Raw genomic sequence first — 24,248 nt, forward strand, 5'->3', positions numbered from 1 at the left:
AATCTATTTATAGATATTTAATTGGTCGTTCTGCAGAAAAATGCACACGGTGTAATTCCCGTCGTTGATTGTAGTCATTTACTGCATAGTGTAAGACTTGGTGATTATTCCAAAGCACTAGGGTGCCGGGACGCCATTGCACTCGGCAATTAAACTCAGGTTTTTCGATGTGTTTAAATAGATAATTTAGCAGCCCCGAACTTTCATCAAGTGTCATACCATCAAAATGCGAGGTGGTAGTCCGATTCAAGTAGAGAAAAGGCTTACCAGTTACAGGGTTTCTACAAACTGCCGGGTGTACTGCAGATTCCAGTGGCATTAATTTTAGTGCCCGCTCTATACCAGAGCTACTCTCACCTGAACTTTCCATTAACTTTGATAATGGTTGTTTCTTGAGCATTAGCTCTGTGGTATGTATCACATTGAGGGATTTAACTACTTGCTGCATTGCAGTTGAAAGGCTCTCGTAAGCAAGTGTTGAACTTGTAAAAAGGGTATCGCCTCCTCTGTTGGGAATATCAATACCATACAAAGCTATACCTTTTACCGGCTTCGAATAATATCCCTGATCATGATGCCAGATCCCACCAGTATTTTTCTTTTCACCGATCTCTTTGATAATTCTAGCAACTTGTGGGTACTCCTCAGAGTGACCTTGAAAAAAGAAATAATTTTTTTGAAGTTCTCCAAATAAGCTGCAGAAGTTGACAAATGCTTGTGTATCCAGGTCCATATCCCTGATAACCAATAGCTCATGCTCATGCCATAGGTTTTGCAATGTTAGTCCTGTACCTTGATCCACATCCGCTAGCTCTTTTGCTTGAATCTCAATACCGAAATTACCAGTTAAATAGTTAAAATTCATAAAATGCTCTCGATCTCGGTTGTTGTAAATTGTGACCAGTTCGACAATTTTAATGCTTCGGGTAAACCACCCGTTGAGCGCATCATTGCGGCTCTAGCTGAACAAAAAGTTGCTGCGCGAACAATTTCTTTTAACGTATCCAGCTGATCGTTAACATTGTTAAGAGCGGCCATTCCGCAGGGCACGAGGTCCTGATTATTACCTTCACATGAGAAACTCATCTGACGCACCGGTGTCGACCTGGCCTTTATTTCCTGGAACAAAGCCGACGTTAACTGGTGAATTCCTTTACAGTGATTGAAAGATTCAACACTTAAATTATCCGGCAAACCTCCGTTAAGGCGATGATCCATTAAAATCAATATTTGTCGATCAAGCATTTCAGATAGACGATGGATGATTTCCAGCATAAATTCAGCGGAAGCTGCCAGCCCAATCGCATAAAAGAGTCCGCCATGCCAGGGACCAGACTCAAGAATTAGGGGGTTGTCAGCGACGGCTAGAGCTTCGGAACGAATTTTAGCTTCGGAGTAATCCAATAAATCAAGGCAGTGCCCAAGTATCTGAGGAGCACAGCGAACAGAATAACGAGCTTGTAACAAAGTTTTCTTGCCTTCGGCAATCTTCGGCGATTTTAAATAGTCACGTCGTAGTTGTGTCAGTAGGTTACCTGCCCGAGCGTAGCTGGTGTGTACCTCCCCATAATGCAAACCTTCCGAGAAATGTTCATCTCCGGTGCCTATCGCCAGGGACATAAGCGCAACAGATTTAAAACAGTCCCTTAATACCTTTCTTAATTGATAATCATGTTCGATAGCCCATGAAGCCATCATGGCATTGGTATTTACCAGACCAATTACGTCGCGAGGGCCCTTTGGTCCATCCTCGAATAGAGGAGATATGGCATGGGCCATAGAAATTAAGTCACCACTGGCTCCCAAGCTACCTTTTCGGGGAACTCTGGGAAGAGTTTCACTGTTTGCCAGGTTAAGAAGTGCTTGATAAGTAGAAGGATGGATGCCAGATAAGCCATGGGCCGTTTTCCGAGCTTGTAGTTTCAACGCGCGCCTGACGACCGACTTCGGCAGAGGAGTACCGATACCAACTTGTAAATATTCCAATAGGTTGACTTGGGTATTTTTCCACTGATTTGGATCTAGGGCATTTCGCTCATTCTCACCATAGCTAGTGTGTAGGCCATAAATGGGGTTATCAGTATCATCGATCTGATCTTGAAGTAATGCATAGGAGCGTTTAACTCTGGAAATGTCTTTGTCACTCGCGAGAACTGGGTTGTGTAGATATCCCCACTCATACCAAGTCTGCAAAGGAAAAGTTAAAGCTAAACTAAAATTAGCTTCAGTGGATACTGCATTACTATTCGCTGCTACGGGATAGCTGAGAGATGGCGTAGACACTCTAACTCCAAAACTTTTTGAATAAATAGGGAGTAAAGAAATTAACATGAGTATAAAAACATGAAAAATAGAAGTCGGCGCTGGTTGCCATAGGCAATATCTATGGCAACCAAGAGTATGTCGATGTAGACTCGATAGCTGCTTTTAAATTAAGTCGCTAAATAAGTTAGGCTCTATGTTCCCACACGCTGATGAACTTAATTACTTTATTGAAGTTGCAAAAACAAAAAACATATCCAGGGCAGCAGAAAGATTGGGGATTAGGCAGCCGAGTCTGAGTGCTGCTATCAAGAGGCTAGAAAGACAGCTAGGTACTGAAATAATAATACGAGAAAAAACTGGTGTTCAGCTTTCACGTGCCGGTCTTAGGCTGTTAAAGAGCGCTCAGCAGCTATTAGATGATTGGGATGAGGTTAAGTATTCTGCTCTGCGAGAAAATAAAGAGGCCGTTGGCCATTTCACCATTGGATGTCATAGCTCGATTTCACTACATATGCTACCTGATAGCCTTCCTGCTTTTATCGCACAAAATCCAGGTATTGAATTGAGCTTCCAACATGCACTTTCTCGCGAAATTGTAGAGGCCGTGATCAGCTGGAAAATCGATATCGGTATTGTCGTAAATCCTGTATCTCATCCTGATTTAGTAATCAAGCACCTTTGTCACGATGTGGTTAGTTTTTGGCATAATCCTAAGAAAATTCAATCTAGAGACGTACTAATATATGATCCAGCACTGATGCAGACGAACTGGCTGTTGAAAACCATATCTGAAAGCAATAGATATAAACAATATATAAGGTCTTCAAGTCACGAGCTAATCACAAAAATGACATTAGAGGGGTTTGGGGTTGGTATTATTCCTGGTCGAGTTGCACAGACACATGGAAGAAATCAGCTCGAATGGGTAAGTAAAGACCAACCAGGCTTTAAAGATGAAATATGTCTGGTGTATCGGCGCGAGATAACTCATAGCATGGGTGCAAAGAAATTAATTGAAGAATTTAAACTTACCAACTATGAAAAAAATTTCTATTAGATACAATTAAAATAAAACTCAAAAACCACAAAATTATCAATAATATTTTGAGCTGCAGAGCACTACTGGTTAATATCTATGCAACTTAAGCAGCCTTTCAATTGTGAAAATATAAAGGGCTTTATCCATTTAATACAAGAATAGTTTACGCTCACGAGTGAGATATTCCCGAGATGATATTAATCATCCCAAGCCACAACCTCAGTCAAACATTAGCTCCGCAGCATAAATACCACAATCAATCTTGCCTTTTTTACTCAGCTAAACATTACACATTTGTAGATACCCATAAATTTTCAGAAGAGCTATAAAATCAAGTCTGTGGAAAGATAAAATTAGAAAAAACACTCTTCAAAAACCAAAACAACAAACTCTAAACAGTATCCAGTAATGGTATACCATACCCTAAACGCAAATTCGGGGCCTATCAGGCATGGTGAACTTCAATGAAGTTAATCGATCAGCAAAGATATTAGTTCTACATTATGCTAATCAGCTAAGTTATGAAAATGCTCATTACTCTTTTACAACACATAGCGCAGGTTCGAAGGCCACGACAAGCGAAGCTTGACGGGGTCCGCTGGAGGCCAAAGGCCAAAAAATTGTGCAAAATGTTCGGCTCTGCGTTAACCAAAAGCGGAGGCCGCTTTTGGCTGAAACTTTTACACCTGACAGCATCCGATTGTTAGGGCCGCTGCTTTCTTAGCTCAATTTCACCAAATGTCATATAAACAAGAGGTCCACCCGCATCAGCCCTGTAAGCTCCATTTGCTTCAGCCAAACGGCTGGCAACGGCTGAAAATTCCCATGCTTGATCTTCGGAAACATGGACCTTTCTTGAGGTAAAGAGCTTTACTCCGTGCTTTTCACCATACTCTTTAACTAAACGTGAATGTTGCTGAAGAGGTTTTAGCACTGAAGGGTGATCCCACCCCCATAGAAAGCTTCTATCTTTCGGATTGTAAGTACCTATTATTTGAACAGGAGCTACAGCGATCCGACCATCCTCAAGCGACCAAAATATAATGCCTTTGTCTTGGTCGACATTCCATGTTTTAGCAGAGCCCAGCCCCCATGTCTTATCGTAAGCATCAGCTTGAATTCTTAAACCTGCAATGCTCCCTTCAATAAACTTTTCGACCTCCACAGAGTAATCTCCAGCATGCGTGTTAATTGATATGAATAGTACAAATATAACTGATACTAAACTTTTCATAACTCTCTGATACTTGATTGCCTTAACGACTGGTTTTGGGGCTGAATTGGGCAGCGAAAAGGTTGTGATTGTCAAGCACAGAGCTAAGCAAGAACCCCAGAACTGAAAACCCAATAGTAAATTGGACCGCAGACAGCCCACCCTGCGACTGCAAATTTGAAAAAACTATCCCGCCTTGGCGACCCTATACTTGCAAGGCCCGTAAGCTCTTTCTCTTGAATTGGTTTTATAAGTCTGTAGGTTTTTACCAGCAGCCATCCAACCAGAAGTGGAAGTAATGTCAACAGAATGATAGTGCCTATTGTAAATAAAGCTTCAGGTGATGATTTTCTCATTTATCTTATCAACTATTTAGAGTATTGGGGTATATGTACCGAGGGCACGCCAGTGCGTCCGGTGCTTTTACTAGTTAGGCATAGTACCGAATCGTCCAGCAAAAGACGGCAGTAGCTACCATACCTACATAACATATGAAAACAGCATGCCCTATGACATGTATATAGCTGGACAAACTTGTCCGGCATGATTATGTGCAGCTTTGTCATCCATGATTTCTAGACTTCAACATAGATTCAAATAAAAGTATGAAAAAAGCGCCACTTATAACTGGTAAAATTATTCCGAAAATGAAAAAAATAGCAGCCCATAAGCGACCACCTGCCTTATAACGTCTATAGCCCTCTATAAACGGATACAATAGGAATCCTATCAGTACGCTATATATGATGAACTCCGGGATCCTCAGTAACGTTCCACCTCCTAACCTTTCCAGGCCGAGGAGGTAGATTACCGGATAAAGAAGACCGGCCAGTACAAAAATAACTAAAAGATAAAGCCACTTACTCAAAATTCATATCTCTCCGCTGAAGAATACTACGCTACATTTAGCCGCAACCAAAGCTGGGTGACTTTTTTGGTATTGGCATAGCGATCACAAAAGACCCTCTACTTTAGACAAAGTACTGTAACGCTTTGTTATGAGCTGCGATAGCACGGGATATACGAACCAATAAAATGAATGTAATTGGATTCACTTGTTACCTCAATTGGTGAGCCGGGTTTGATATCAATCAATACTGTATCGAAAGCCCGTTTACCATCAACTCCCTCTGCTCCCTTACATTCGATATATTTTGAGTCTCCTACAGACATCCTAATATAAATTCGATCTCCAATATCCGGAAAAACATGCCCGAACATACCATACTCTATTCTTAAGCTACCCAGGTTTACGTCCTTAAGTTTCTTCATCTCAGCAGCGGGCATCTTAATTTGTTCGTCGCCGACTCTAAGATTAAAAATTCTGACATTATCCGTATTTTCATCAAGCTCTATTTCGAGAAAAAACTCCTTATAAGGCTCAGGAAGAATGCCCTTCAATTTTAGCTCGTGAACGTGTAATAAATTTGTATCATAGCCAAAAGCTGAGACACACAAAAAATATGTTAATATTGCTAGTCGATTCATATCATAATCTCGTAATACAGATGCCTAAACTTGTTAAGTTTTTTATGACCAATGCAACCCAACTAAACTTAAAAATGTTTTATTAGTTACTGGCATACCTGATGAGGCCCCAACAACAACGCTGCCTAACCCACATTTTGGACAACAAGCTGTTTGCTCATTGTCAGTCCAGCGAACAATCTCACTTGGTGAAAAATTCTCCTCGTACATAAAACACCCACAAATTACACTTCGTAGAATTTCTTCCCGGTGATTTACTGCATGATCAGAGACTTGATATTGATCATACCCAAAATCCGAAGGCAAATATTGTTCAATACTTTGATATTTCATTCTGATGGATACTGGTCTTAACCTTAATGCCTTGCGAAAATGTCTTGCTCACCGGGACATACTGCAGGGAGCATTTTTGTGTGAAAATGGTGCACAGTGACAGATATAAAAATGAGCGTAGCAGTATGTGCCTGAATACAGTAACTTGTTAGTCTTTGGAACTAGAAGAAACATTCCCACTTACAGTTGAACTCTTTAGTTTTTATATTAAAGCTATATTCACAGCCCTCAGCTGTAAGATCGTTGACTCTTCCATACACAGTAGAACCCACTTGCTTTTCGATAGAAATACCATCTGCGGATACTCGATTACCTGACCAGACCATGTTAATTCCCTCGATAACAGCTAAACACAATCCATCTGTGGCAACAAAGCAATTTGTTTCGCCATTGTACGCGACTGCTTCAATCATATCCCAATCTGTTTTTGCCATTACTTTTCTAGAATCTGGATCTACAAGATAGCCTTGACCACCAGCAACAATTAAAAATAGGTGTTTATCTTGTAACGGGAGCACTAAATTTGTTGATTTGCAATCGCCTTGGCTAAAGACGCCAACCCATTCCAAGTATTCCGAATCCAAAAATTTAACCCAAAGAGTATTATTTCCTGACTCTATGAATGAATGCTCTTCAAATTCTCCAGACAATGGAGGTCTATCTAAAATACTTGCTTCCATTCCTTGAACTCATGTAGAGGCTAACTCGCCAATAAACTGTCCAGTGAGGCCCCTACAATAGTGACGGCCTCGTGCCGACCCAGTGGCGCTTACTGAGTCAGACTTCATTGGATTGTTAGGCAGGTTTAAACCAGCGTTCTGGTGCTCTTTTGTTTAGCAGATAGTATACCGCTAGAAAACATGAAGCTTCGCCGATCCCCGTATATAGTGAGTAAGCACCCAGAGGTGTGAGAATACTCATGCCGGCAACTACGATAGCCAAGATCAGGAAGGTACTTTTAGGATTCTCGGTCCTTTTTCTGATCATGCCAGAGACCCATAGCAAAATGGCACCCCATATAGGGATGAATATGTAATTAAAAGGGTCGAATATTCCTGTTTCAGAGCTAAGCACGTAGATAAACTCTTCAATCAAGAAGATTAGAAAGCTTAGGGCTATGAGGAGGTACACCATCTTGATACTTGTAGGAGTAGCTAGTTTCTCTAGCTCAATATCTGATTCAGGTGCTTTGTACGGATTCATGAATGATATACCTAACGTTCACATAACCGGCCAACGGCGCGGCAGTTTGTTGTGGTTCAGCCAGCTCTGCTGGCGAGATTGATGTACTTGTTAACTGTTGATTACTGGATAGATTGCATAGAAAAACAGCCCTATCCCTGTGACGGTAAGCGCTGAGGCAACGACTTTACGTTTAGTGCTAGATAATGTTATGCCCGGATAGTTGCGAATAATATCACCCGACAACCAAAACAATGGGAAAAGACAAGCTACCCACGCGGCTTGCCTTAATAAAGTTATCGTACCGTCTCGGCCGGGAATAACTATTCCATTTGATAGTGCTCCGACAACAAAGTAGGCCAACATCAAAAATAGAATTAGCCACAAAGCCAGTGCTTTCCCCCTAGGTTGTGCGACTTCGCTCATGACTACCCCAGACAGCTAACTGTTAATTCAAAAGAAGCTTCTTTATATCAGCCCGCTTTATATTTCTATGTCCCACCTCCCCTAAAAGCTAAAAAACCAATAAAATCAATAACTTATATTGATCCTGTGCAAGTGCGCAAGAATATATACAAAACAGCGTTTTTATAATTCTGTATTTTCTCTGCTTTACATCACCTTTGGAACCCTTAAAGAATCAATGAGTTACTGAGTTTCAACTAGAAGTAGGAGCAGCTTCTGCTGGCTTTTGTTATTGAAAGTACAACTGTACACTTTTCGATAAGCGCCAACCAATTTACATAGCCCAAAACTGATAATCTGAGGGTTATGGCTTGCTAGCCACTTGTGCCGTCTAAGCAACCCCATCACTGATATGTGTTTGCACGCGGTGTGCTCCATATCATCAGGCATAGCCTCCCATCCAAGCTGTAAATCTATGCTTCACTGTCTTGTAAACACAAGTCGATATACAGCACCTTCAGTCACCTCACTCCCCCAACCTTATTGATCTCCTGATTTTTTATCACCTGGCGTCAACAGTGCTTCCGTTACTACTACCTTGTAAGTAGCGATAACGAATCTAGGGGGCTGGTTATACAGGTTCGAAAAAGCGTGACGGATTGAAATCTAGCGATGTGGAGGGGCACTTTGCAGGGTCGGCGAGCTGCTTGAGACTCCATCCAAGAAAGGATAAGTTGCTAGGAGCAGAAAAACCAAAGCACAGATTCCATCAAAAGTGGAACCTCATCTGCTGGAGCTGGATTAATCACTGACTCAGCACACAAGAGCTAGGGAGCATTGTTGGGAATATTCCTCCTTCATCAAAAGGCTAGGCATCTTCACTTAGCGTAGGCTCTGTCTTTAGCCCAATCCTGAAGGCTGCTTGAAGCAGCTGGTGGGCTCGGCGACATTCATCTGGAGGATCTGTGTATAGCAAGCCAAGCATTAAGTACACCTCTTGTGGCGCTGGCAAGGCTTGCTTACCCTCTCTTCCTGTCGGATAAGAAGGTCTGCTTGTTAAACACCTCCAAGACATCAGCACGGCCACTCCGAGTTCGCTAGCTAGTCACCTTTGGCATCCAAAAGGCATTCGAATCAGAGCGCGTATATCGCCTACCGAACAGAGGCGCAATGATTCTTCTTGGAATCCCTCTTTCAATTATTGGGTGCCTCAAGTTGCCCTACCTTCAAGCATATTCAGGCCTTCACTTTCTGCTGCTTTTTGATCCGCAGATAGATTTCTTCACGGTGGATGGGGAGTGACTTAGGTGCGCTTATGCCTATCTTCACTTGATTGCCTTTCACCTCCAGCACTGTGACTGAGACATTTGCTCCAATCCTTAGAAGTTCACCTGTCCGTCGCTTTAAGATCAACATACTTATTTCCTTCGATGGTCAAAGTTTGGGCGCTTCCAGGGTGGGGAAGCTTGGGCTTAACGTTTGGAGGAAATGTGGGGTGGCGCTCGGGGGCGGTAGGCAGAGAAGAGGAAAAGGCGGGCGCTAGGCTTCCAGAGCTTGGGAACAGGCCCCAAGCCGCTGAATGTACTCCACTTTATTGAAGACGAGCGGGTTTCTAGCGTATTATCCATATAGCCATTTTGATACTTAGGTTATCAATTTGGTCAGCTGGCCCCGGGTGTTCCTAGCACCTTGGGTCAGCGCCTTTTACTTACTCTTATGTCACGCTACCGTTCTCCTTTGAAGGGATGGGTCTTTTAGAAAATTCTCGGCTCTCTCGAAGCCTTTAAAATTCTTCAGACTTCTGAAGCCTTTTTAATCGGCTCGCTCAATTACGACCAAAATACCAAAAATATCTATCGATTTTACGCAGCTTTGAGATTTAAACAAACTGAATAAATTCCAATAAGATTATTTTCGCGCCTATATTTTTTGTTGTTTTCGGTTGAGGAAATCTCAATCAACCATTGGAAAATTCAATTCACATTGAAATGCACTCCATGCTTTTCTTAAAAGATTAAAGAGCAACATTCTCAATCACATGGCCGACTAAAGGCTAAACCGGGGAATGTGAAAGTCCACTAATGATTTAATTGGCTCATTAGTTTTATACTCGTATCTGCACTCCCTTGTTAAATACTGGAAGAGCGGGATTCCATTGTAGGGATAAATACTGAGTTCAGCGTGGAGTTACCATCTTGCAAGTCACCTCTCCAAATCAGTGCTATTGCTTGGTTATTTTGAGTTAAAACCAACCGTACAAGTAGCCGCTGGTGAGGTCATTTAAAATTCCAGGCTTAGCTCTATCCTTACCAGTATTGCCAAGATATTGAAGACTCTGATTACACTTGTACTCAACAGCGCATTCGCACAGTCGTATCTAGTGAGCAACCCAAAGCTCTACTTTATTTATTGGTGGTGAGCGCTTTAAGGAAGCTATAGCACTCCCCTTTCAGTTGGAATACTATTTCGAGCCAGTGACTGGAGTGGCCGGTATTTAGATTCTTAAAAGCGAGGTAGTATTTACGGAATCACCCCTCCTATCCAAGAGACTTGATATCTCACCTCTCCAGTGGCTAGGTAGCAACCGAATCTTGAAAGCAGATTTAAAGTCTGTAGGTGACTGCCGGCAGCTTCCTCTCAGCGTTCCTTATAATCTGGCCTACCCCCAAAATCAGCCTTCCCCAAAACCTGAACGTCAATTTCTGGTACTCCACTTCCCCTGCCTCTATGTCAGAGATGGAGAGTCTGCAGAAAGCTTTTATGGCTATTTACATCAGAGCCACTGCCATCTGGGGCCATCAGGATAAAGCCTTAACCTTTGCCCTTGAATATGTGTACGGCCGGTATAAGTATCCTCGCTCCCATCGACAGTCTCTCTAACAACAGTACCGCGAAAACGTTGATACCATTTGCCTCTATAATTATGATCTTGAAAATTTTTTAAGCGCAACTTACAGGTTTTTGACGAAATCCCAAAATCCATTTCAGTTTCACTTAAGTCAACATTATTTTTTTCCAGTTCTTCTTTAAACTGCTCCATATAATCGCTAGTGGGCTGATAGTGGCCACTGAAATTATTAATATGCTCTATTATTCCACCTACCACCGAGATATGCCCAGCCGCAGCAACTGGTCGCCCCGAAAAAAATGCTGAATGGTGCTGAATGTCACCATTTTTGTTACCACAAAAGATACGCCCATTCTTATCCATAACGAATGCCCAAGATCCGCCAGGATTGGTATTAAGTCTCTCTCCGCGCCAAAACAGAAGCCCATCTTGTATCGTAACCTGATATTCTTCTCGTTCAGCTTCACTCATATAGGGCACAACAACTCCACTATAAGTATCTTTACTTAAACCGCTATCTTTTAGCATTCCAAGTTCTTTGTATGGCATGGCAGTTATCTCCTTTATAAATGCGCTTAATAGGTAGCCATCAATAATAGCTAGTCATATTGATAACTATTTCAAGAGTATTTCTATCTCCATTCGTAAGTTTGACTCCAATGTAAATCATTGCGCTTCTGGTTACATACGCAGGGCTTTTCTTTGTGGGAAAGATGCCCAACCCGAGAGAGATTATGAGCATCGGCGTCAGTGTATTGAGGGTAGAATGCAAAAGCTAGTCGCCATCTTTGCGCTCGATATTGAAGCCTATGCTGTAATAAGAAACCACTACTGTATTCTGCTCTATATCGACACAGAAGCCGCCAAAACTTGGTCCGATACCGAGATCCTTACTCCCTGATGAGGGCTTTTAAGAACTTCCGTACTAATTCAGCGCTATCTTCAAGGGAACACTCTCGATTCTAGCGAAATAGAAAAGCTCCATGAGCTTAAAGAGTGGCCATAATGAATGACTTGCCACTAGAGACCTATAAAGCATGATAAATTTCAATGAATATAATCAACCAGCAAAGACATTGGTTCTGTATTATGCGAAACAACTAAACTCTGAAATCGCTCGATCGGTTGTTTCTGGAAACTCCAATTTAGATAGTAAAGAGGAGGCAGAGTCTTTGGCTTACTTTTTCTGGAAAATGACGGATCAAGCGGTTGATGACGAAAAAGATTGCAAGATGATTGAGGGTATTTCAGATATTCAGTCTTGGCTAGAAAAAGCACTTCATATATTTAGAGGTTACTTCAAAAAGCAAGGCTATCAGCAAGAGTGGTCAGAGGGCTATGGCAAATACCATAGTGAGTAGAGTTTTATAACAAACTTCCGCCTAACTGCTATGAGGAGAGGTAGGGTCGCCACTTTTGGGAGGGGCATTCAGGTCTCAAGGGTATTTCTGGACACCCACCAAATAGAAAGTATAAACCGCCAGCCCTATTGACAAAAGGATGAAACCCTTCAGGATACTGTATATTCATACAATACAATACACGTGCCGCCGATGACTCTACCCCGAAGCACCCAGATATCTCTGGATTCAACACCTTATTATCACTGCGTTTCCCGCTGTGTACGCCGTGCATTTCTCTGTGGCAGAGATAGTAAATCCGGAAAAGATTACGAATATCGGCGCGAGTGGATTGAAAGCCGTATGTATAAATTGGCCGAGGTGTTTGCGTTAGATATTGCCGCCTATGCAGTAATGAGTAATCACTACCATATAGTGCTCTATATCGACAGAGAAGCTGCTAGCAAGTGGTCTCTCAAAGAGGTAATTACTCGCTGGCAAAAACTGTTCAAAGCTTCCAGCTTGGCTCAGCGCTATCTTCAGGGCGATACCCTCGATCACTGTGAGGTAACTAGGCTAAAAGAAGTCGATTCTCTATGGCGGGAGCGTCTAATGGATATCAGCTGGTTTATGCGCTGCTTAAACGAATCTATCGCTCGCCAGGCCAACGCTGAGGACAACTGTACAGGCCGCTTTTGGGAGGGCCGTTTTAAGTCCCAAGCCTTACTAGATGAAAGAGCCCTTGCTGCCTGCATGGCCTATGTAGACCTCAACCCGATCCGTGCCAATATTGCCAAGACCCCTGAAGACTCCGATTACACTTCGATTCAACAGCGTATTCGTGCCGCAGTCTCAGGCAAGCAGCCCAAAAGTCTACTTCCGTTTGTCGGCGGTGAGCGTTTGAGTATGCCGAAAGGGCTACCTTTTCAGCTGGATCACTATTTGGAGCTAGTAGACTGGAGTGGCCGACATTTAGATCCCAGAAAACGAGGCTGTATTGCCGAAAACACACCTCCCATCCTGGAGCGGCTTGGTATCTCACCCAAGCACTGGCTCTATCTCAACCGAAATTTTGAAAGTCGCTTTAAAGGCTTGGTAGGATCAGTGAAGGTGGTACAGCAAGCCTGTAGCCAGCTCAATAAACGCTGGGTACACGGTATTGGTGACTGCCGGCGCTTCCTCTCAGCTACCCCCCCACTAATCTAGCCCTACTCCAGACATTCGATAGCACGATTGCCGGTTTTATATCCAAAAATTGCGCTACCTACAGACTGAACACAACCCCCCCTGTATTCCACCCCCCTTACCCCTAAATCAGAGAGGAAGAACCACCAAAGCTGGTGCTTGCCATGTAACGGACACTTCTCCCCCAATCTTTGGGTGTCCTGGATTTGTCATCCCATTCGAGGGTACTGAGCATTTGAATTCGCGCTATATAAGCCAACTTCGATCTTGCTCACCATTCCCCCTCCCACCCATATTTGTAAATATCATCGCTGGTCATGAAATTTACATCTCCTTTTACTCTTAAACCAGAGAAAAATGCTTGTTATAGCGGATATTAATAGCATTATTTTTAATCCTTCAAACTATGGCCATCCTAGATCGTTGGGTACACGGCATAGGCGACTGCTGACGCCTCCTCTCAACCCCTGCTAGTCTGGCCCCGCTCTAACCTTTAAGTGTCCTAAATTTTTGAGGACAAAACCCTATCAAATTTGAGAAATATACTTAAAGAGATATTCGATTAGAATTGACCACAATATCCAATACCTCTCCTCAACACAAAAGCAACCTACTCAATATCATCACATTAATTCAGCATTTAACAGCCATGAACTTCACAAACTTGTATCCATTCTTAATAAATCAAAATTTTCGAATAAATCACCTCCATGCTAAACAACAAATACCTCTCATATCGACTCTTCAACTTGGCGCCTATATATGGCATCGTAAGCTAGTGTTAGCTAAGGACGGCCTCCAAATTCATGCAATCTATAAGCAAAAAAACTATACAAAGATATCAGTATTGAATCGGCAATTTTTATGCTTAATCGTTGCACAAGAAACCATATCGCACCGATTAAAGGGATATTTCATTAAACGGAATTTAAGAATGAAACGGAACCTCAGATCTATCGATCTCAATTTACTACCGGTATTCGAAGCCATAATGGAGCATGGTCAGCTGGGTAAAGCGGGGGAATGTATCGGTATGAGCCCACCGGCAATGAGTGCCGCACTTCAGCGATTGCGACATACTGTGGGCGATGAACTTTTTATTCGCAGGCGTATTGGCTTTTTGCCAACCCCAAGGGCTGAACGCTTACATGCAACGGTGAGTGAGGCACTCAGGCAAATACGTGAGGAGATTGAAGAGAAGGTTGATTTTGATCCCTTCGTAGAAAAGCGTAATTTTAATATTATCGGCGGCGACTATGCCGATATTATCTTTTTGGGGAGCCTGCTTAACCACCTGGAATCTATCTCTCCCAATATAACTGTTGAGATTTCTCCGCTTGAGGTTGGCGGCTTGGAATCCAAGATGAAACACGGTGCAGTAGATTTTGCACTCTATTATCAGCCCGTAGATTCCAAAGAATTACAGGCAGAGCATATTGCCTCTGATCGCCTGGTTGTTGTAACCAAAAATAATCACCCCAGGATCCGCAGAGAAATTAGTTTGGAGCAATTCAATGCCGAAAGGCATGTCACTCTACACCAGAATACCTCAGGTTTGACCCACCTCGAGAATCATGTGGGGGAGTGGGGAGATAACAGCTCGCAACGGGTTGGGGCTCAAGTAGACCAATTAGGTAGGAAAGTAGCGGTTCGAGTCTCTCATTTCCAAAATATGATTCCGGTCGTTTTGAATACCAACTACTTGTGCACTATGCCGGAGGGCATGGCACAGCAATTTGCCGCACATAACCCCATACAAATACTGCCCTTCCCTGTGCCAATTGCACCCCTGGAGATTTACCTTGTATGGCCCCGGATTTGCAATAGCGATATTGTGCACCGCTGGTTGCGGCAACAACTGAAGATTGCTAGCAACACAAGTAAAGAACCCATTAGCGCAGATCTCGCCAGCTAATCAATAGCTGATGCCAGCAAAGGTCCTCGCTAACTTATAAAATTTAAACCATTTTTGGAAAAGTAGCTACTAGAGATACCTCCTATCCTTTGAATACGTATGAGCCATATCATTACCCAGAACAATTTCTATTCATGCAGGACATTCTAAGTCAATGTTCTCAGCAACCCGACTCTTGACTCTCTTTATTTCAGCCAACTGGTAGCCGGTAGTTTCTAGCTACCACCCCTCCCTAGGCTGCCCTATATAAAACCGTTAACAAAGTTATGTCTGGACACCCAGCAAATAGGAAACTTGAGACGCCACACTCATTGACACAATATAGGGGATACAATAATAATACTGGATATTAAAACAGTTAAATCCCTATCTCATGGCCCAGCCTCGGCATTCGCAGATATCCCTCGATGCAACCCCTTACTATCACTGCGTCTCCCGTTGTGTGCGCAGAGCTTTTCTTTGTGGGAAAGATATCCAATCCGGGAGAGGTTATGAGCATCGGCGTCAGTAGATTGAGGGCAGAATGCAAAAGCTGGTCGGCATCTATGCGCTTGATATTGCTAAGGCTGGGCATTTCACCCAAACAGTGGCTTTATCTGAATTGCAACTTTGAAAGCCGCTTCAAGCGTCTAGTCGGCGCAACTGAAAAAGCCAAAGAAGTCTGTACCCCGCAACATAAACGCTGGGTGCATGGCCTGCATGACTGTGAAATCTATCTCTCTAGCAGCACCTAAAGCAATTACAAACCACTAATAATCGAGCTAACCATACCGCTATCGCCCCGCATGATCAAATTATAATCAACCAGGAAAATGTGCGACTAACTAATCTGATACCTACTTCTTGACTACCAGCAAGCCCAGAGAAGATGAAATACACGATTTGAAAGCAATTCTTTCAATTTATGGGTGTCCTGGATCGTACTGGTCCTGGAGCGCACGGGGTGTCCTAGATTGTTTTTGTTAGATGAACACTAGTATTCACCCTTAAATTTATCAAACTTGGACCCTTCGAGCTTTCCCCACGGATCCGTAGGCAATTGAATATCGACTCTGTCCACTCCCTTGCATGAATACTTTAGCTGCCGCAATTTCGTGTTTGTGTTCGTCGTTACTCCCAACACTCCCTTCTTGACCGCTCTTATCAGAAGGTGCTCCGCATTAAACCTTCCGGAAATCGCCCCATTAATCTCCTTCCAAGAGCCTGTGCTGTTTTCGACTGGGACGCATGCGGCACACAAGACAGTCTGTGCATACGTCTGCGTTATGCCAAGGCAAAAAAACGCCTCTGTGCGCGTACTCCATCTGTGATTTGCGTCGGCTGCGTATCCCACGTATGTATGGTTAGTTGTCGAATTGTGAATGATATATATACACCTGTTTGTTTTGGGCGCAGGGTTATGAGAAGGGGACGCGCATGCAGGCCCCATATTCCAACTACATTGTTGAAAGTCGAAACCGATCGATGCCATCTTTACTACTCCTTTTTGAAGAGTTGATTCTTGCCCGCCAACGCCTTACCTGTGTTTTTTACACATATTTGAGTCCTATTCAAAGCCTCAAACAGAGAAATAGTCATCCCCCAATCGCGGTATATAAAATTTAGCCACTTATAAGACTGAAACCATTTGAGCTTTACAGCATATCTAGAGCCTTATGAAGTAAGGCGTATATTGATTAGGTAATCCCCTCCCTATTTAGTTAGCTGATCTTGCCTGTAGTAGGTTGATGATGATGTCTGGGTGTCCTAAATCGTGCCCTCATTGCGCCATGAAATACACCCCCCCTATTATTCCTATCATTAAAAATGATGCTAAGGGAAAAATTCACACGAAGGTCATATTTTGAATTACCATTCCTTCAAATCACATCGTCAGTTTCAGAAAAGATTTGAGGACGAATAGTATCGACCACCTTTTGATATGGCCACGGCGACGCTATTATCCCACACTTATTTTGAAGCATCGCCTCTACCGCTCTTTTGAATTCATCCCACTTTTCCGAATAATTCCCTTTCTGATAACACCTCGAACAGAAATGTCCCACTAAATTTTTTTCGTCTACCCCTACTGCGACAACAACTATACAATCTGAAATTTCGTCTATTACAAAATACTCATTATCACCATTCATGGTAAAGGCTGTATATTCACACTAACCATCATTTATACCTGACATATTTTGGAACTATAAAGTTAGTATATTGATGCTTAACGACTAGCCAACGACCCCTGAGTTTTTAGCAGGGAATCGTCCCGCGCCTTGTTAGATTTTAGCCAAGTAGAACGGTAAATCATAACCAGCTTCTCCAGACTTTTTTGTCTCTACTTAAGCAGAGCCTATTAAACTGTTTGGGCGTTAAGTTGCGACTGAAAGGGATAGTAGATGCGATAAAATTCCTTACCATCAAATGAGACTTTCGACCGCAACCACCCGTGCTTGCGAGCAGAAACAATGCTTCGCAGTAACACAAAAAATACTAGACCATCATCTTCGTTTTAGAAAAAATTTCACAGACCTCTATAATTTTTTATTTCTATTCTGTATATATACATTTAAGACTCTGTATAATTCAAAAGCCATGCACTCCACTGCTGACAAAATCTAACACTCAATTAAATGAAGCGTCTTTATAATTTTGTATTTTTTCTTTTTTATATCACTCTTGAAATTCTTTAAGCATCAATGAGCTACTAAGTTTCATCCAGAAATAGAAGCAGCAACTGCTGATCTTTGTTATAGAGCGTACAGCTGTATATTTTTCACCCAACATCCATCTATCCACACAACAAAAACCAAGTGCCGTGACGGAGAATTGATAAAGATCTCGATTGCAAATTACGATCGCTAAGATACAGCGTTATGCAATACTATAATCTATTATTAGTTCCCGCCTTTAGATCCACAGCGTATCATTCTGTTAAATAAATAATTTTTACACCCCAAAAAACTCGTAAATACCCTAAAACTCCCCAACCTCTAACAAAAATATAGCTCACCCCAATTTATTGCGTCAATTTGGAATTTAATAACTATAACTTCCAAAAAACTGAACTTAGCACTAAGGCAAAAGCCCTAGGATAGAGCACTTGTACAGCAAGCCACACAAAAATCCCATACCTCCACTTCAACTCAGTGCCTAAATACCACCTCGCAAAATACTATTAATTGAGCAAAGCCTCCTAATTTCACACCATCAATAGGGAAGAACACCTAAAAATATCAACACTAAATCTACATCTTCTATATCTAATCGTTACACAAGAAACCATATCGCACCGACCAAAGGGAAATTCCAATAAAGCGAATTTAACAAACAGAGGAACCTCGGTTCTATTGAGCTCAACTTGCTAGCCGCCGGCAATAAGTGCTTGGCCTCAACAACTGCAACGCAGTGAAGACAACAAACTATTTATGCGCGGATATGGTGACTTTTTATTTTGCCGTCTCCACAGAGGGGCGCAATCTAAACAATATCGAGGGTGCCCATACTGATATCATTTTTTGGAGTACTTCAATAGTGAGAGACATATCACCCTGCACCAGAAGAAATTAGATATCGCACAACTGAATAACGCTGCAGAGGAGGATAACAACCCTAACAAAGTGGGAAGCCGAGTCGAGCAACTGGAGGAGAGCCATGCCGCTCGCTGTGAATAGCAACAAGCTGTGCACTATACCCAAGGACATAACACCGCAATCTAGCCCATACACCGCTATCCCGATTGGCACCAGGAGACTTGCCTAGCGCGCTCAAAAATCTGCGCTGCGATATTGTGCCGCTGGTGTCGCCCAAGATCCTTGATTATTGAAGACTCCCAGCAATACAACAGCTAAGTAACCCCAGAATAGGTGCGGGCCAGTAAGGAGACCCATCTATTAATTGACTTTATTTTGGACACAAAAAAAACCCGCTAAAAAGCGGGTTTCTTGGCCGTTGCAATGCAACTATATATATGGTCGGAGCGGCCGGATTTGAACCGACGACCACCACACCCCCAGTGTGGTGCGCTACCAGGCTGCGCTACGCTCCGATTTTGAAAAATCGCTCACTTCGCTAAGTGATTGATTTTTAAAGACATCGTGTCTCGATGTGGCGTGAATCATACCTGAGTGCGGCTGGATTGCAAGCCCAGGTTTATAGTTTTTTATAAATTATTTTTCCCCTCCAGCAGGGCCACCACGTCCTTTAGTTCTGCGATCACTTCGGGTAGTACTTGCTGTAGCTGTACCACCTCTGCCCGCTCGCTGCCGGTTTCGATCTGCTGGCGGGCTCCACCAATGGTATAGCCCTCTTCGTACAGGAGCGCACGGATCTGGCGGATCATGATGACATCTTGGTGCTGGTAGTAACGGCGGTTGCCGCGACGTTTGACGGGTTTCAGCTGGGGGAATTCCTGCTCCCAGTAACGCAGGACATGGGGTTTAACGGCGCACAGTTCACTCACTTCACCAATGGTGAAATAGCGCTTACCGGGGATTGCAGGCAGCTGAGCGTTATTGCTCGGTTCCAGCATGCTCTTCTACTCGTGTCTTGAGTTTTTGCCCGGGTTTAAAAGTGACTACCCTGCGGGCCGAGATGGGGATTTCCTCGCCGGTCTTGGGATTGCGACCGGGACGCTGGCTTTTATCGCGCAGGTCGAAATTGCCAAAGCCGGAGAGCTTGACCTGCTCGTTACTTTCCAACGCATTGCGGATCTCCTCGAAGAAATATTCGACGATCTCTTTCGCTTCGCGCTTGTTAAAGCCCAGCTCTTCGTACAGTTTCTCGGCGAGCCCGGCCTTGGTCAGTGCCTCTGTCATTGGATCCTACCAATTGATTCAGAGGCGTCGACTCCAGATCGGAAGCGGCCCAAACCGCGGCGGCTTTCAACCCGGTAGCAGACGCTCTCGGGGTGCAATTCAGCCTGCACCCGAGAGCATCATGCTCTACTAGCGCAGACTAGCGTTATATTTTTCTTCTAGTTTTCCGACCACCGCATCTACAGCGGCATTGATTTCGTCGTCATTAAGGGTGCGTGACGAATGCTGAAACGTCAACCCCAAAGCGACACTTTTTCTATTTAAATCAATACCTTTGCCCTGGTAGACATCAAATATCTTGAGGTCCGTCAAGGTTTCACCTGCAACTTCGACAGCAGTTTCCACCAGGCTGGCGGCAGGAACCTCTGCATCAATCAACAGGGCCAGATCGCGGCGCACTTCCGGGAACTTGGACAGCGGACGGAAAGCGGGGGTTTTGCCCTCGCCGATCGCTTCCAGGCTCAGTTCAAATACGAACGCGGGCTTGGACAGGTCCAACTTCTTCTGCAGCTGCGGGTGCAGGGCTCCGATAACCCCTACTTCGCGGTCGCCGCGCATAATCTTGGCGGTTTGGCCGGGGTGCAGCGCGGGGTGCTGGCCAGCAACAAAGCGGAACTCATCGGCTACACCGGTGCGAGCCAACAGAGCTTCTACATCGGCTTTCACGTCGAAGAAATCCACTGCGTCTTTGCTGCCAGTCCAGTTTTCTGCGTAACGGCTGCCGTAGGCGAGACCGGCAATCATTTGCTCCTGGTGCAATTCGGCACCCGGTACAAAGCGCAGGCCGGTTTCAAACAGGCGCACGCGGTTTTGCTGGCGATTCAGGTTGTACTGCAACGCTTTGCACAGGCCCGGCAATAAGGTGGTGCGCATAACCGCCAGCTCGGCGCTGATCGGGTTTTGCAGGGCCACCGGATCGGCTTCCGGATCAAACAGCGCGGCGCTGTCGCTATCGATAAAGCTGAAGGTAATCGCTTCGTAGTAACCGCGGCTCAGCAGGGTTTGCTCCAGGTTGTCCTGGGCAATGGTACTCTCCGGGCGCGGGGCGATTTCCAGTTCGGCAGTAAAGCTTTCACTGGGAATACGGTTGTAGCCGTATACACGGGCCAGCTCTTCCAGCAAGTCTGCTTCGATGGCGATATCGAAACGGAAGCTGGGGGCGAGGAAGGTCCAGCCTTCGTCGTTCTGGTCGATTTTTTCCAGGCCCAGGCGGGTGAGGATATCAACGATTTCGTCATCGGCCAGTTTGATACCCAGGCCTAACTCTACCTTGGCACGGCGCAGGGTAATGTGGCGCTCGGCGGGCATAATTTCGGTCAACTCGCGCACGTGTACCGGGCCGGGTTCACCGCCGACGATATCCAGCAGCAACTGGGTAGCGCGCTCTACCGCTTTCTCTTGCAGGTGGTAGTCCACGCCGCGTTCGAAACGGTGGGAGGAGTCGGTGTGGAGGCCATAAGAGCGAGCCTTGCCGGCAATGGCCAGCGGGCTAAAGAAGGCGCTCTCCAGGAAGATATGCTGTGTGCCTGCGGTCACGGAGGAATCCAGGCCACCCATAATGCCGGCCATCGCCAGAGGTTTTTCCTCATCGGCAATTACCAGGGTGCCCTCTTTCAGTTTGACTTCCTGGCCGTCCAGCAGGGTCAGCTCTTCACCGGCTTCCGCCATACGCACTTTGATGCCGCCGGAGAGTTTCTCCAGGTCGAAGGCGTGCATGGGTTGGCCCAGTTCCAGCAGAACGTAGTTGGTTACGTCCACTACCGGGTCGATACTGCGCAGGCCGCTGCGACGCAGGCGCTCTTGCATCCACAGAGGTGTTACCGCTTTGATATCGATATTGCGAATCACACGACCTACGTAGCGCGGGCAGGCGGCTTCGGCCAGCAGGGATACGGGCATGCTCTCGTCGATCTGCTGGGGTACCGGAGCAACTTCCGGGCCCTGAACGGCGCAGCGATTCAGTACACCCACTTCGCGAGCGATACCGGCAACACCGAGGCAGTCGGAACGGTTCGGGGTGAGATCCACTTCGATGGTCTCGTCGTCCAGCTGCAAGTATTCGCGCAGATCGGTACCGGTGGGTGCGTCTTCTGGCAGTTCCCAGATACCGTCATTGTCTTCGCCCAGTTCCAGTTCGGTCTGTGCGCAGAGCATACCGAAGCTCTCTACACCACGGAGCTTGGCTTTCTTGATTTTAAAATCGCCCGGCAGCTTGGCGCCTACCAGGGCAAAAGGAATTTTGATTCCGGTGCGCGCATTGGGAGCACCGCACACAACCTGCATTTCACCGTCGGGGTGCCCTGCCACTTTACACACGCGCAGCTTGTCCGCATCCGGGTGCTGTTCACAGGCGACAATCTCACCGACAACCACTCCGGAGAAATCGCCCGCAACTTTTTCTATACCGTCCACTTCCAGGCCGGCCATGGTGATTTGATCGGCCAGTTCCTGCGTGGTGAGTTCCGGGTTTACCCATTCCCGCAACCAGGAGTTGCTGATTTTCATAGTTGATCTCTTTCTGTATTCCGTCAGCGCAACTTGGTGCGCATTTCGCCTGGGGCTATTTCGCCTCCCAGGCCTCCACAATTCGACTGCTGTTGCGAAGGGCCATTGCCATTCGCGCTGCCACTTGGCTTAGAACTGTTTCAAGAAGCGCAGATCGTTATCGAAGAACAAGCGCAGGTCGTTTACGCCGTAGCGCAGCATGGCGAGGCGCTCGATACCGATACCGAAGGCAAAGCCGGAGTATTTTTCGCTGTCGATATCGCAGGCGGCGAAGACGTTCGGGTGCACCATGCCGCAGCCGAGAATTTCCAGCCAGCCGGTGCCGGAACATACGCGGCAGCCTTCACCGGAACAGGCGGTACACTGGATGTCCGCTTCTGCGGAGGGCTCGGTGAACGGGAAGTAAGACGGACGGAAACGCACCGGTACTTCCGCTTCGAAGAAGGCACGCAGGAATTGGTCGATGGTGCCTTTCAGGTGGGCGAAGCTGATGTTCTCGCCGATTACCAGGCCTTCTACCTGGTGGAACATGGGCGAGTGGGTGACATCGGAGTCGCAGCGGTATACGCGGCCCGGGCAGATAATGCGCAGCGGTGGAGATTTTTTCTCCATGGTGCGGATCTGCACTGAGGAGGTGTGGGTTCTCAGTACGGTAGTGGGGTCCACGTAGAAGGTGTCGTGCATCGCGCGCGCGGGGTGGTGCGCGGGAATATTCAACGCTTCGAAGTTGTAGTAGTCCTGTTCGACTTCCGGGCCGTTCTCAACAGAGAAGCCAATGCTCGCAAAGAATTCTTCCACGCGCTTTAAGGTGCGCGTAATGGGGTGGGCATTGCCCTGCTCTTCGCCGCGCCCCGGCAAAGTGACATCTATGGTCTCTTCGGCCAACTTCGCATTGATGGCGGCCTGCTCCAGCATAGTGCGGCGCGCGTTAATTTTTTCCTGAACCTGCTGCTTGGCTTCGTTGATCTTGGCACCCGCCGCCGGACGCTCCTCAGCCGACAGCTTGCCCAGGCCTTTCAGCAGCGCCGTCAGCTGGCCCTTTTTACCCAGGTAATCAACACGCACCTGATCCAGTGCGGCGAGGCCATCGGCCTTTTCCACCAGCTCCATAGCCTGCTCGGTGAGGGACTGCAAATCTTGCATCGAACTGTTCCCGTTTGAATCCAACTTCGATTAATTTTTTCTGCTTTGTTCGGCCGGTACTTTCTGTACCGGAGGGAATTTCCCCAGGCACCGCCACCGGTAAAAAATAGCGGAAACTCCATAAAAAAATAGGGAAGGGCCACTACAGCCCTTCCCTATTTTGAGTATTCAGTTTTACAACTGAAGTGACAGCTTACGCTGCCAGGGCTGCCTTAGCTTTTTCAACTACGGCAGCAAAAGCGACTTTATCGTAAACAGCCAGATCAGCCAGTACACGGCGATCCAGTGCGATGTCCGCTTTTTTCAGACCTGCGATCAGGCGGCTGTAGCTCAGGCCTTCAGCACGGGACTGGGCGTTAATACGAGTAATCCACAGAGCGCGGAAGTTACGCTTTTTAACGCGACGGTCACGGTATGCGTACTGACCAGCTTTAATTACTGCCTGCTTGGCAACGCGGAATACGCGTGAACGCGCACCGTAGTAACCTTTAGCCTGCTTCAGAATCTTCTTGTGACGACGACGCGCCTCTACACCACGTTTTACACGGGCCATACTTCTATCCTCTTAAACCTTTGCGATTTGGG

Annotated in this window: 22 protein-coding genes and 1 tRNA gene; 7 read left to right on the top strand and 16 right to left on the bottom strand. The window is 45.5% G+C overall.

Annotation, left to right across the window (positions count from 1 at the left end; genetic code table 11):
* Nucleotides 1–7: 7 nt before the first annotated feature.
* Together ACG1BZ_RS15710 and ACG1BZ_RS15715 are read right to left on the bottom strand one after the other, a co-directional pair.
* Nucleotides 8–865, bottom strand: coding sequence for a TauD/TfdA dioxygenase family protein (locus ACG1BZ_RS15710; protein ID WP_413662646.1), 858 nt, complete (start codon nt 863–865; stop codon nt 8–10).
* Complete coding sequence (locus ACG1BZ_RS15715; RefSeq protein WP_413662647.1) at nt 862–2,283, bottom strand: aromatic amino acid lyase; 1,422 nt, start codon at nt 2,281–2,283, stop codon at nt 862–864. Before ACG1BZ_RS15715 ends, ACG1BZ_RS15710 begins: the two co-directional genes overlap by 4 nt.
* A gap of 175 nt (nt 2,284–2,458) precedes the next feature.
* Between ACG1BZ_RS15715 and ACG1BZ_RS15720 the strand changes: the two genes are divergently transcribed.
* Nucleotides 2,459–3,322 carry a LysR family transcriptional regulator gene (locus ACG1BZ_RS15720; protein WP_413662648.1) on the top strand — a complete coding sequence of 288 codons (864 nt, stop codon included), beginning with the start codon at nt 2,459–2,461 and terminating at the stop codon, nt 3,320–3,322.
* A 685-nt stretch (nt 3,323–4,007) separates the two neighbouring features.
* Here ACG1BZ_RS15720 and ACG1BZ_RS15725 read toward each other — a convergent pair.
* The 8 genes from ACG1BZ_RS15725 to ACG1BZ_RS15760 all read right to left on the bottom strand — a co-directional run bounded on the left by ACG1BZ_RS15725 (nt 4,008) and on the right by ACG1BZ_RS15760 (nt 11,322).
* Nucleotides 4,008–4,538 carry a DUF6882 domain-containing protein gene (locus ACG1BZ_RS15725; protein ID WP_413662649.1) on the bottom strand — a complete coding sequence of 177 codons (531 nt, stop codon included), beginning with the start codon at nt 4,536–4,538 and terminating at the stop codon, nt 4,008–4,010.
* A gap of 975 nt (nt 4,539–5,513) precedes the next feature.
* On the bottom strand, nt 5,514–6,005 hold the full coding sequence (locus ACG1BZ_RS15730; RefSeq protein ID WP_413662650.1) for a hypothetical protein: 492 nt from the start codon (nt 6,003–6,005) through the stop codon (nt 5,514–5,516).
* A gap of 42 nt (nt 6,006–6,047) precedes the next feature.
* Entirely contained in the window at nt 6,048–6,338 is a 291-nt protein-coding gene (locus ACG1BZ_RS15735; protein ID WP_413662651.1) for a hypothetical protein, read from the bottom strand.
* 161 nt (nt 6,339–6,499) lie between these two features.
* The gene (locus ACG1BZ_RS15740; RefSeq protein ID WP_413662652.1) at nt 6,500–7,018 is read right to left on the bottom strand and encodes a hypothetical protein; all 519 of its coding nucleotides are present in this window, start codon (nt 7,016–7,018) and stop codon (nt 6,500–6,502) included.
* Between the two features lie 115 nt (nt 7,019–7,133).
* Nucleotides 7,134–7,541, bottom strand: a complete 408-nt coding sequence (locus tag ACG1BZ_RS15745) for a hypothetical protein (protein WP_413662653.1) — start codon at nt 7,539–7,541, stop codon at nt 7,134–7,136.
* Between the two features lie 90 nt (nt 7,542–7,631).
* A complete protein-coding gene (locus ACG1BZ_RS15750; RefSeq protein ID WP_413662654.1) occupies nt 7,632–7,946 on the bottom strand; it encodes a hypothetical protein in 315 nt (104 codons plus the stop codon).
* A 1,215-nt stretch (nt 7,947–9,161) separates the two neighbouring features.
* A complete protein-coding gene (gene csrA, locus ACG1BZ_RS15755; protein WP_413662655.1) occupies nt 9,162–9,341 on the bottom strand; it encodes a carbon storage regulator CsrA in 180 nt (59 codons plus the stop codon).
* Nucleotides 9,342–10,698: 1,357 nt separating this feature from the next.
* Nucleotides 10,699–11,322, bottom strand: coding sequence for a hypothetical protein (locus tag ACG1BZ_RS15760; protein ID WP_413662656.1), 624 nt, complete (start codon nt 11,320–11,322; stop codon nt 10,699–10,701).
* 217 nt (nt 11,323–11,539) lie between these two features.
* Between ACG1BZ_RS15760 and ACG1BZ_RS15765 the strand changes: the two genes are divergently transcribed.
* The 6 genes from ACG1BZ_RS15765 to ACG1BZ_RS15790 all read left to right on the top strand — a co-directional run bounded on the left by ACG1BZ_RS15765 (nt 11,540) and on the right by ACG1BZ_RS15790 (nt 18,872).
* A complete protein-coding gene (locus ACG1BZ_RS15765) occupies nt 11,540–11,674 on the top strand; it encodes a hypothetical protein (RefSeq protein ID WP_413662657.1) in 135 nt (44 codons plus the stop codon).
* 136 nt (nt 11,675–11,810) lie between these two features.
* Nucleotides 11,811–12,134 carry a hypothetical protein gene (locus tag ACG1BZ_RS15770; RefSeq protein ID WP_413662658.1) on the top strand — a complete coding sequence of 108 codons (324 nt, stop codon included), beginning with the start codon at nt 11,811–11,813 and terminating at the stop codon, nt 12,132–12,134.
* Between the two features lie 192 nt (nt 12,135–12,326).
* Nucleotides 12,327–13,319, top strand: coding sequence for a transposase (locus tag ACG1BZ_RS15775; RefSeq protein WP_413662659.1), 993 nt, complete (start codon nt 12,327–12,329; stop codon nt 13,317–13,319).
* 913 nt (nt 13,320–14,232) lie between these two features.
* Nucleotides 14,233–15,213 carry a LysR family transcriptional regulator gene (locus tag ACG1BZ_RS15780; RefSeq protein WP_413662660.1) on the top strand — a complete coding sequence of 327 codons (981 nt, stop codon included), beginning with the start codon at nt 14,233–14,235 and terminating at the stop codon, nt 15,211–15,213.
* Between the two features lie 491 nt (nt 15,214–15,704).
* A complete protein-coding gene (locus ACG1BZ_RS15785; RefSeq protein ID WP_413662661.1) occupies nt 15,705–15,947 on the top strand; it encodes a hypothetical protein in 243 nt (80 codons plus the stop codon).
* 2,769 nt (nt 15,948–18,716) lie between these two features.
* The gene (locus ACG1BZ_RS15790) at nt 18,717–18,872 is read left to right on the top strand and encodes a hypothetical protein (protein WP_413662662.1); all 156 of its coding nucleotides are present in this window, start codon (nt 18,717–18,719) and stop codon (nt 18,870–18,872) included.
* Between the two features lie 297 nt (nt 18,873–19,169).
* Here the strand turns inward: ACG1BZ_RS15790 and ACG1BZ_RS15795 are convergent.
* The 6 genes from ACG1BZ_RS15795 to rplT form a co-directional block, all read right to left on the bottom strand.
* A tRNA-Pro gene (locus tag ACG1BZ_RS15795) sits at nt 19,170–19,246 on the bottom strand.
* Between the two features lie 114 nt (nt 19,247–19,360).
* Nucleotides 19,361–19,729, bottom strand: coding sequence for a MerR family transcriptional regulator (locus tag ACG1BZ_RS15800; protein WP_108733836.1), 369 nt, complete (start codon nt 19,727–19,729; stop codon nt 19,361–19,363).
* Nucleotides 19,710–20,015, bottom strand: a complete 306-nt coding sequence (ihfA, locus tag ACG1BZ_RS15805; RefSeq protein WP_108733837.1) for an integration host factor subunit alpha — start codon at nt 20,013–20,015, stop codon at nt 19,710–19,712. Before ihfA ends, ACG1BZ_RS15800 begins: the two co-directional genes overlap by 20 nt.
* Before the next feature lie 129 nt (nt 20,016–20,144).
* Nucleotides 20,145–22,520, bottom strand: coding sequence for a phenylalanine--tRNA ligase subunit beta (pheT, locus tag ACG1BZ_RS15810; protein ID WP_413662663.1), 2,376 nt, complete (start codon nt 22,518–22,520; stop codon nt 20,145–20,147).
* A gap of 129 nt (nt 22,521–22,649) precedes the next feature.
* Entirely contained in the window at nt 22,650–23,663 is a 1,014-nt protein-coding gene (gene pheS, locus ACG1BZ_RS15815) for a phenylalanine--tRNA ligase subunit alpha (protein WP_282932052.1), read from the bottom strand.
* A 193-nt stretch (nt 23,664–23,856) separates the two neighbouring features.
* The gene (rplT, locus tag ACG1BZ_RS15820) at nt 23,857–24,216 is read right to left on the bottom strand and encodes a 50S ribosomal protein L20 (protein WP_108733840.1); all 360 of its coding nucleotides are present in this window, start codon (nt 24,214–24,216) and stop codon (nt 23,857–23,859) included.
* Nucleotides 24,217–24,248 lie beyond the last annotated feature (32 nt).

Source organism: Microbulbifer sp. CNSA002 (genome assembly GCF_047324085.1).
Lineage (GTDB): Bacteria > Pseudomonadota > Gammaproteobacteria > Pseudomonadales > Cellvibrionaceae > Microbulbifer.

Excerpts from the sequence above, each read along its gene's own strand:
- ACG1BZ_RS15710 (WP_413662646.1), bottom strand. The coding sequence starts at position 865 with ATGAATTTTAACTATTTAACTGGTAATTTCGGTATTGAGATTCAAGCA.
- ACG1BZ_RS15720 (WP_413662648.1), top strand. The coding sequence starts at position 2,459 with ATGTTCCCACACGCTGATGAACTTAATTACTTTATTGAAGTTGCAAAA.
- ACG1BZ_RS15725 (WP_413662649.1), bottom strand. The coding sequence starts at position 4,538 with ATGAAAAGTTTAGTATCAGTTATATTTGTACTATTCATATCAATTAAC.
- ACG1BZ_RS15730 (WP_413662650.1), bottom strand. The coding sequence starts at position 6,005 with ATGAATCGACTAGCAATATTAACATATTTTTTGTGTGTCTCAGCTTTT.
- ACG1BZ_RS15735 (WP_413662651.1), bottom strand. The coding sequence starts at position 6,338 with ATGAAATATCAAAGTATTGAACAATATTTGCCTTCGGATTTTGGGTAT.
- ACG1BZ_RS15740 (WP_413662652.1), bottom strand. The coding sequence starts at position 7,018 with ATGGAAGCAAGTATTTTAGATAGACCTCCATTGTCTGGAGAATTTGAA.
- ACG1BZ_RS15745 (WP_413662653.1), bottom strand. The coding sequence starts at position 7,541 with ATGAATCCGTACAAAGCACCTGAATCAGATATTGAGCTAGAGAAACTA.
- ACG1BZ_RS15750 (WP_413662654.1), bottom strand. The coding sequence starts at position 7,946 with ATGAGCGAAGTCGCACAACCTAGGGGGAAAGCACTGGCTTTGTGGCTA.
- csrA (WP_413662655.1), bottom strand. The coding sequence starts at position 9,341 with ATGTTGATCTTAAAGCGACGGACAGGTGAACTTCTAAGGATTGGAGCA.
- ACG1BZ_RS15760 (WP_413662656.1), bottom strand. The coding sequence starts at position 11,322 with ATGCCATACAAAGAACTTGGAATGCTAAAAGATAGCGGTTTAAGTAAA.
- ACG1BZ_RS15765 (WP_413662657.1), top strand. The coding sequence starts at position 11,540 with ATGCAAAAGCTAGTCGCCATCTTTGCGCTCGATATTGAAGCCTATGCT.
- ACG1BZ_RS15770 (WP_413662658.1), top strand. The coding sequence starts at position 11,811 with ATGATAAATTTCAATGAATATAATCAACCAGCAAAGACATTGGTTCTG.
- ACG1BZ_RS15775 (WP_413662659.1), top strand. The coding sequence starts at position 12,327 with ATGACTCTACCCCGAAGCACCCAGATATCTCTGGATTCAACACCTTAT.
- ACG1BZ_RS15780 (WP_413662660.1), top strand. The coding sequence starts at position 14,233 with ATGAAACGGAACCTCAGATCTATCGATCTCAATTTACTACCGGTATTC.
- ACG1BZ_RS15785 (WP_413662661.1), top strand. The coding sequence starts at position 15,705 with ATGAGCATCGGCGTCAGTAGATTGAGGGCAGAATGCAAAAGCTGGTCG.
- ACG1BZ_RS15800 (WP_108733836.1), bottom strand. The coding sequence starts at position 19,729 with ATGCTGGAACCGAGCAATAACGCTCAGCTGCCTGCAATCCCCGGTAAG.
- ihfA (WP_108733837.1), bottom strand. The coding sequence starts at position 20,015 with ATGACAGAGGCACTGACCAAGGCCGGGCTCGCCGAGAAACTGTACGAA.
- pheT (WP_413662663.1), bottom strand. The coding sequence starts at position 22,520 with ATGAAAATCAGCAACTCCTGGTTGCGGGAATGGGTAAACCCGGAACTC.
- pheS (WP_282932052.1), bottom strand. The coding sequence starts at position 23,663 with ATGCAAGATTTGCAGTCCCTCACCGAGCAGGCTATGGAGCTGGTGGAA.
- rplT (WP_108733840.1), bottom strand. The coding sequence starts at position 24,216 with ATGGCCCGTGTAAAACGTGGTGTAGAGGCGCGTCGTCGTCACAAGAAG.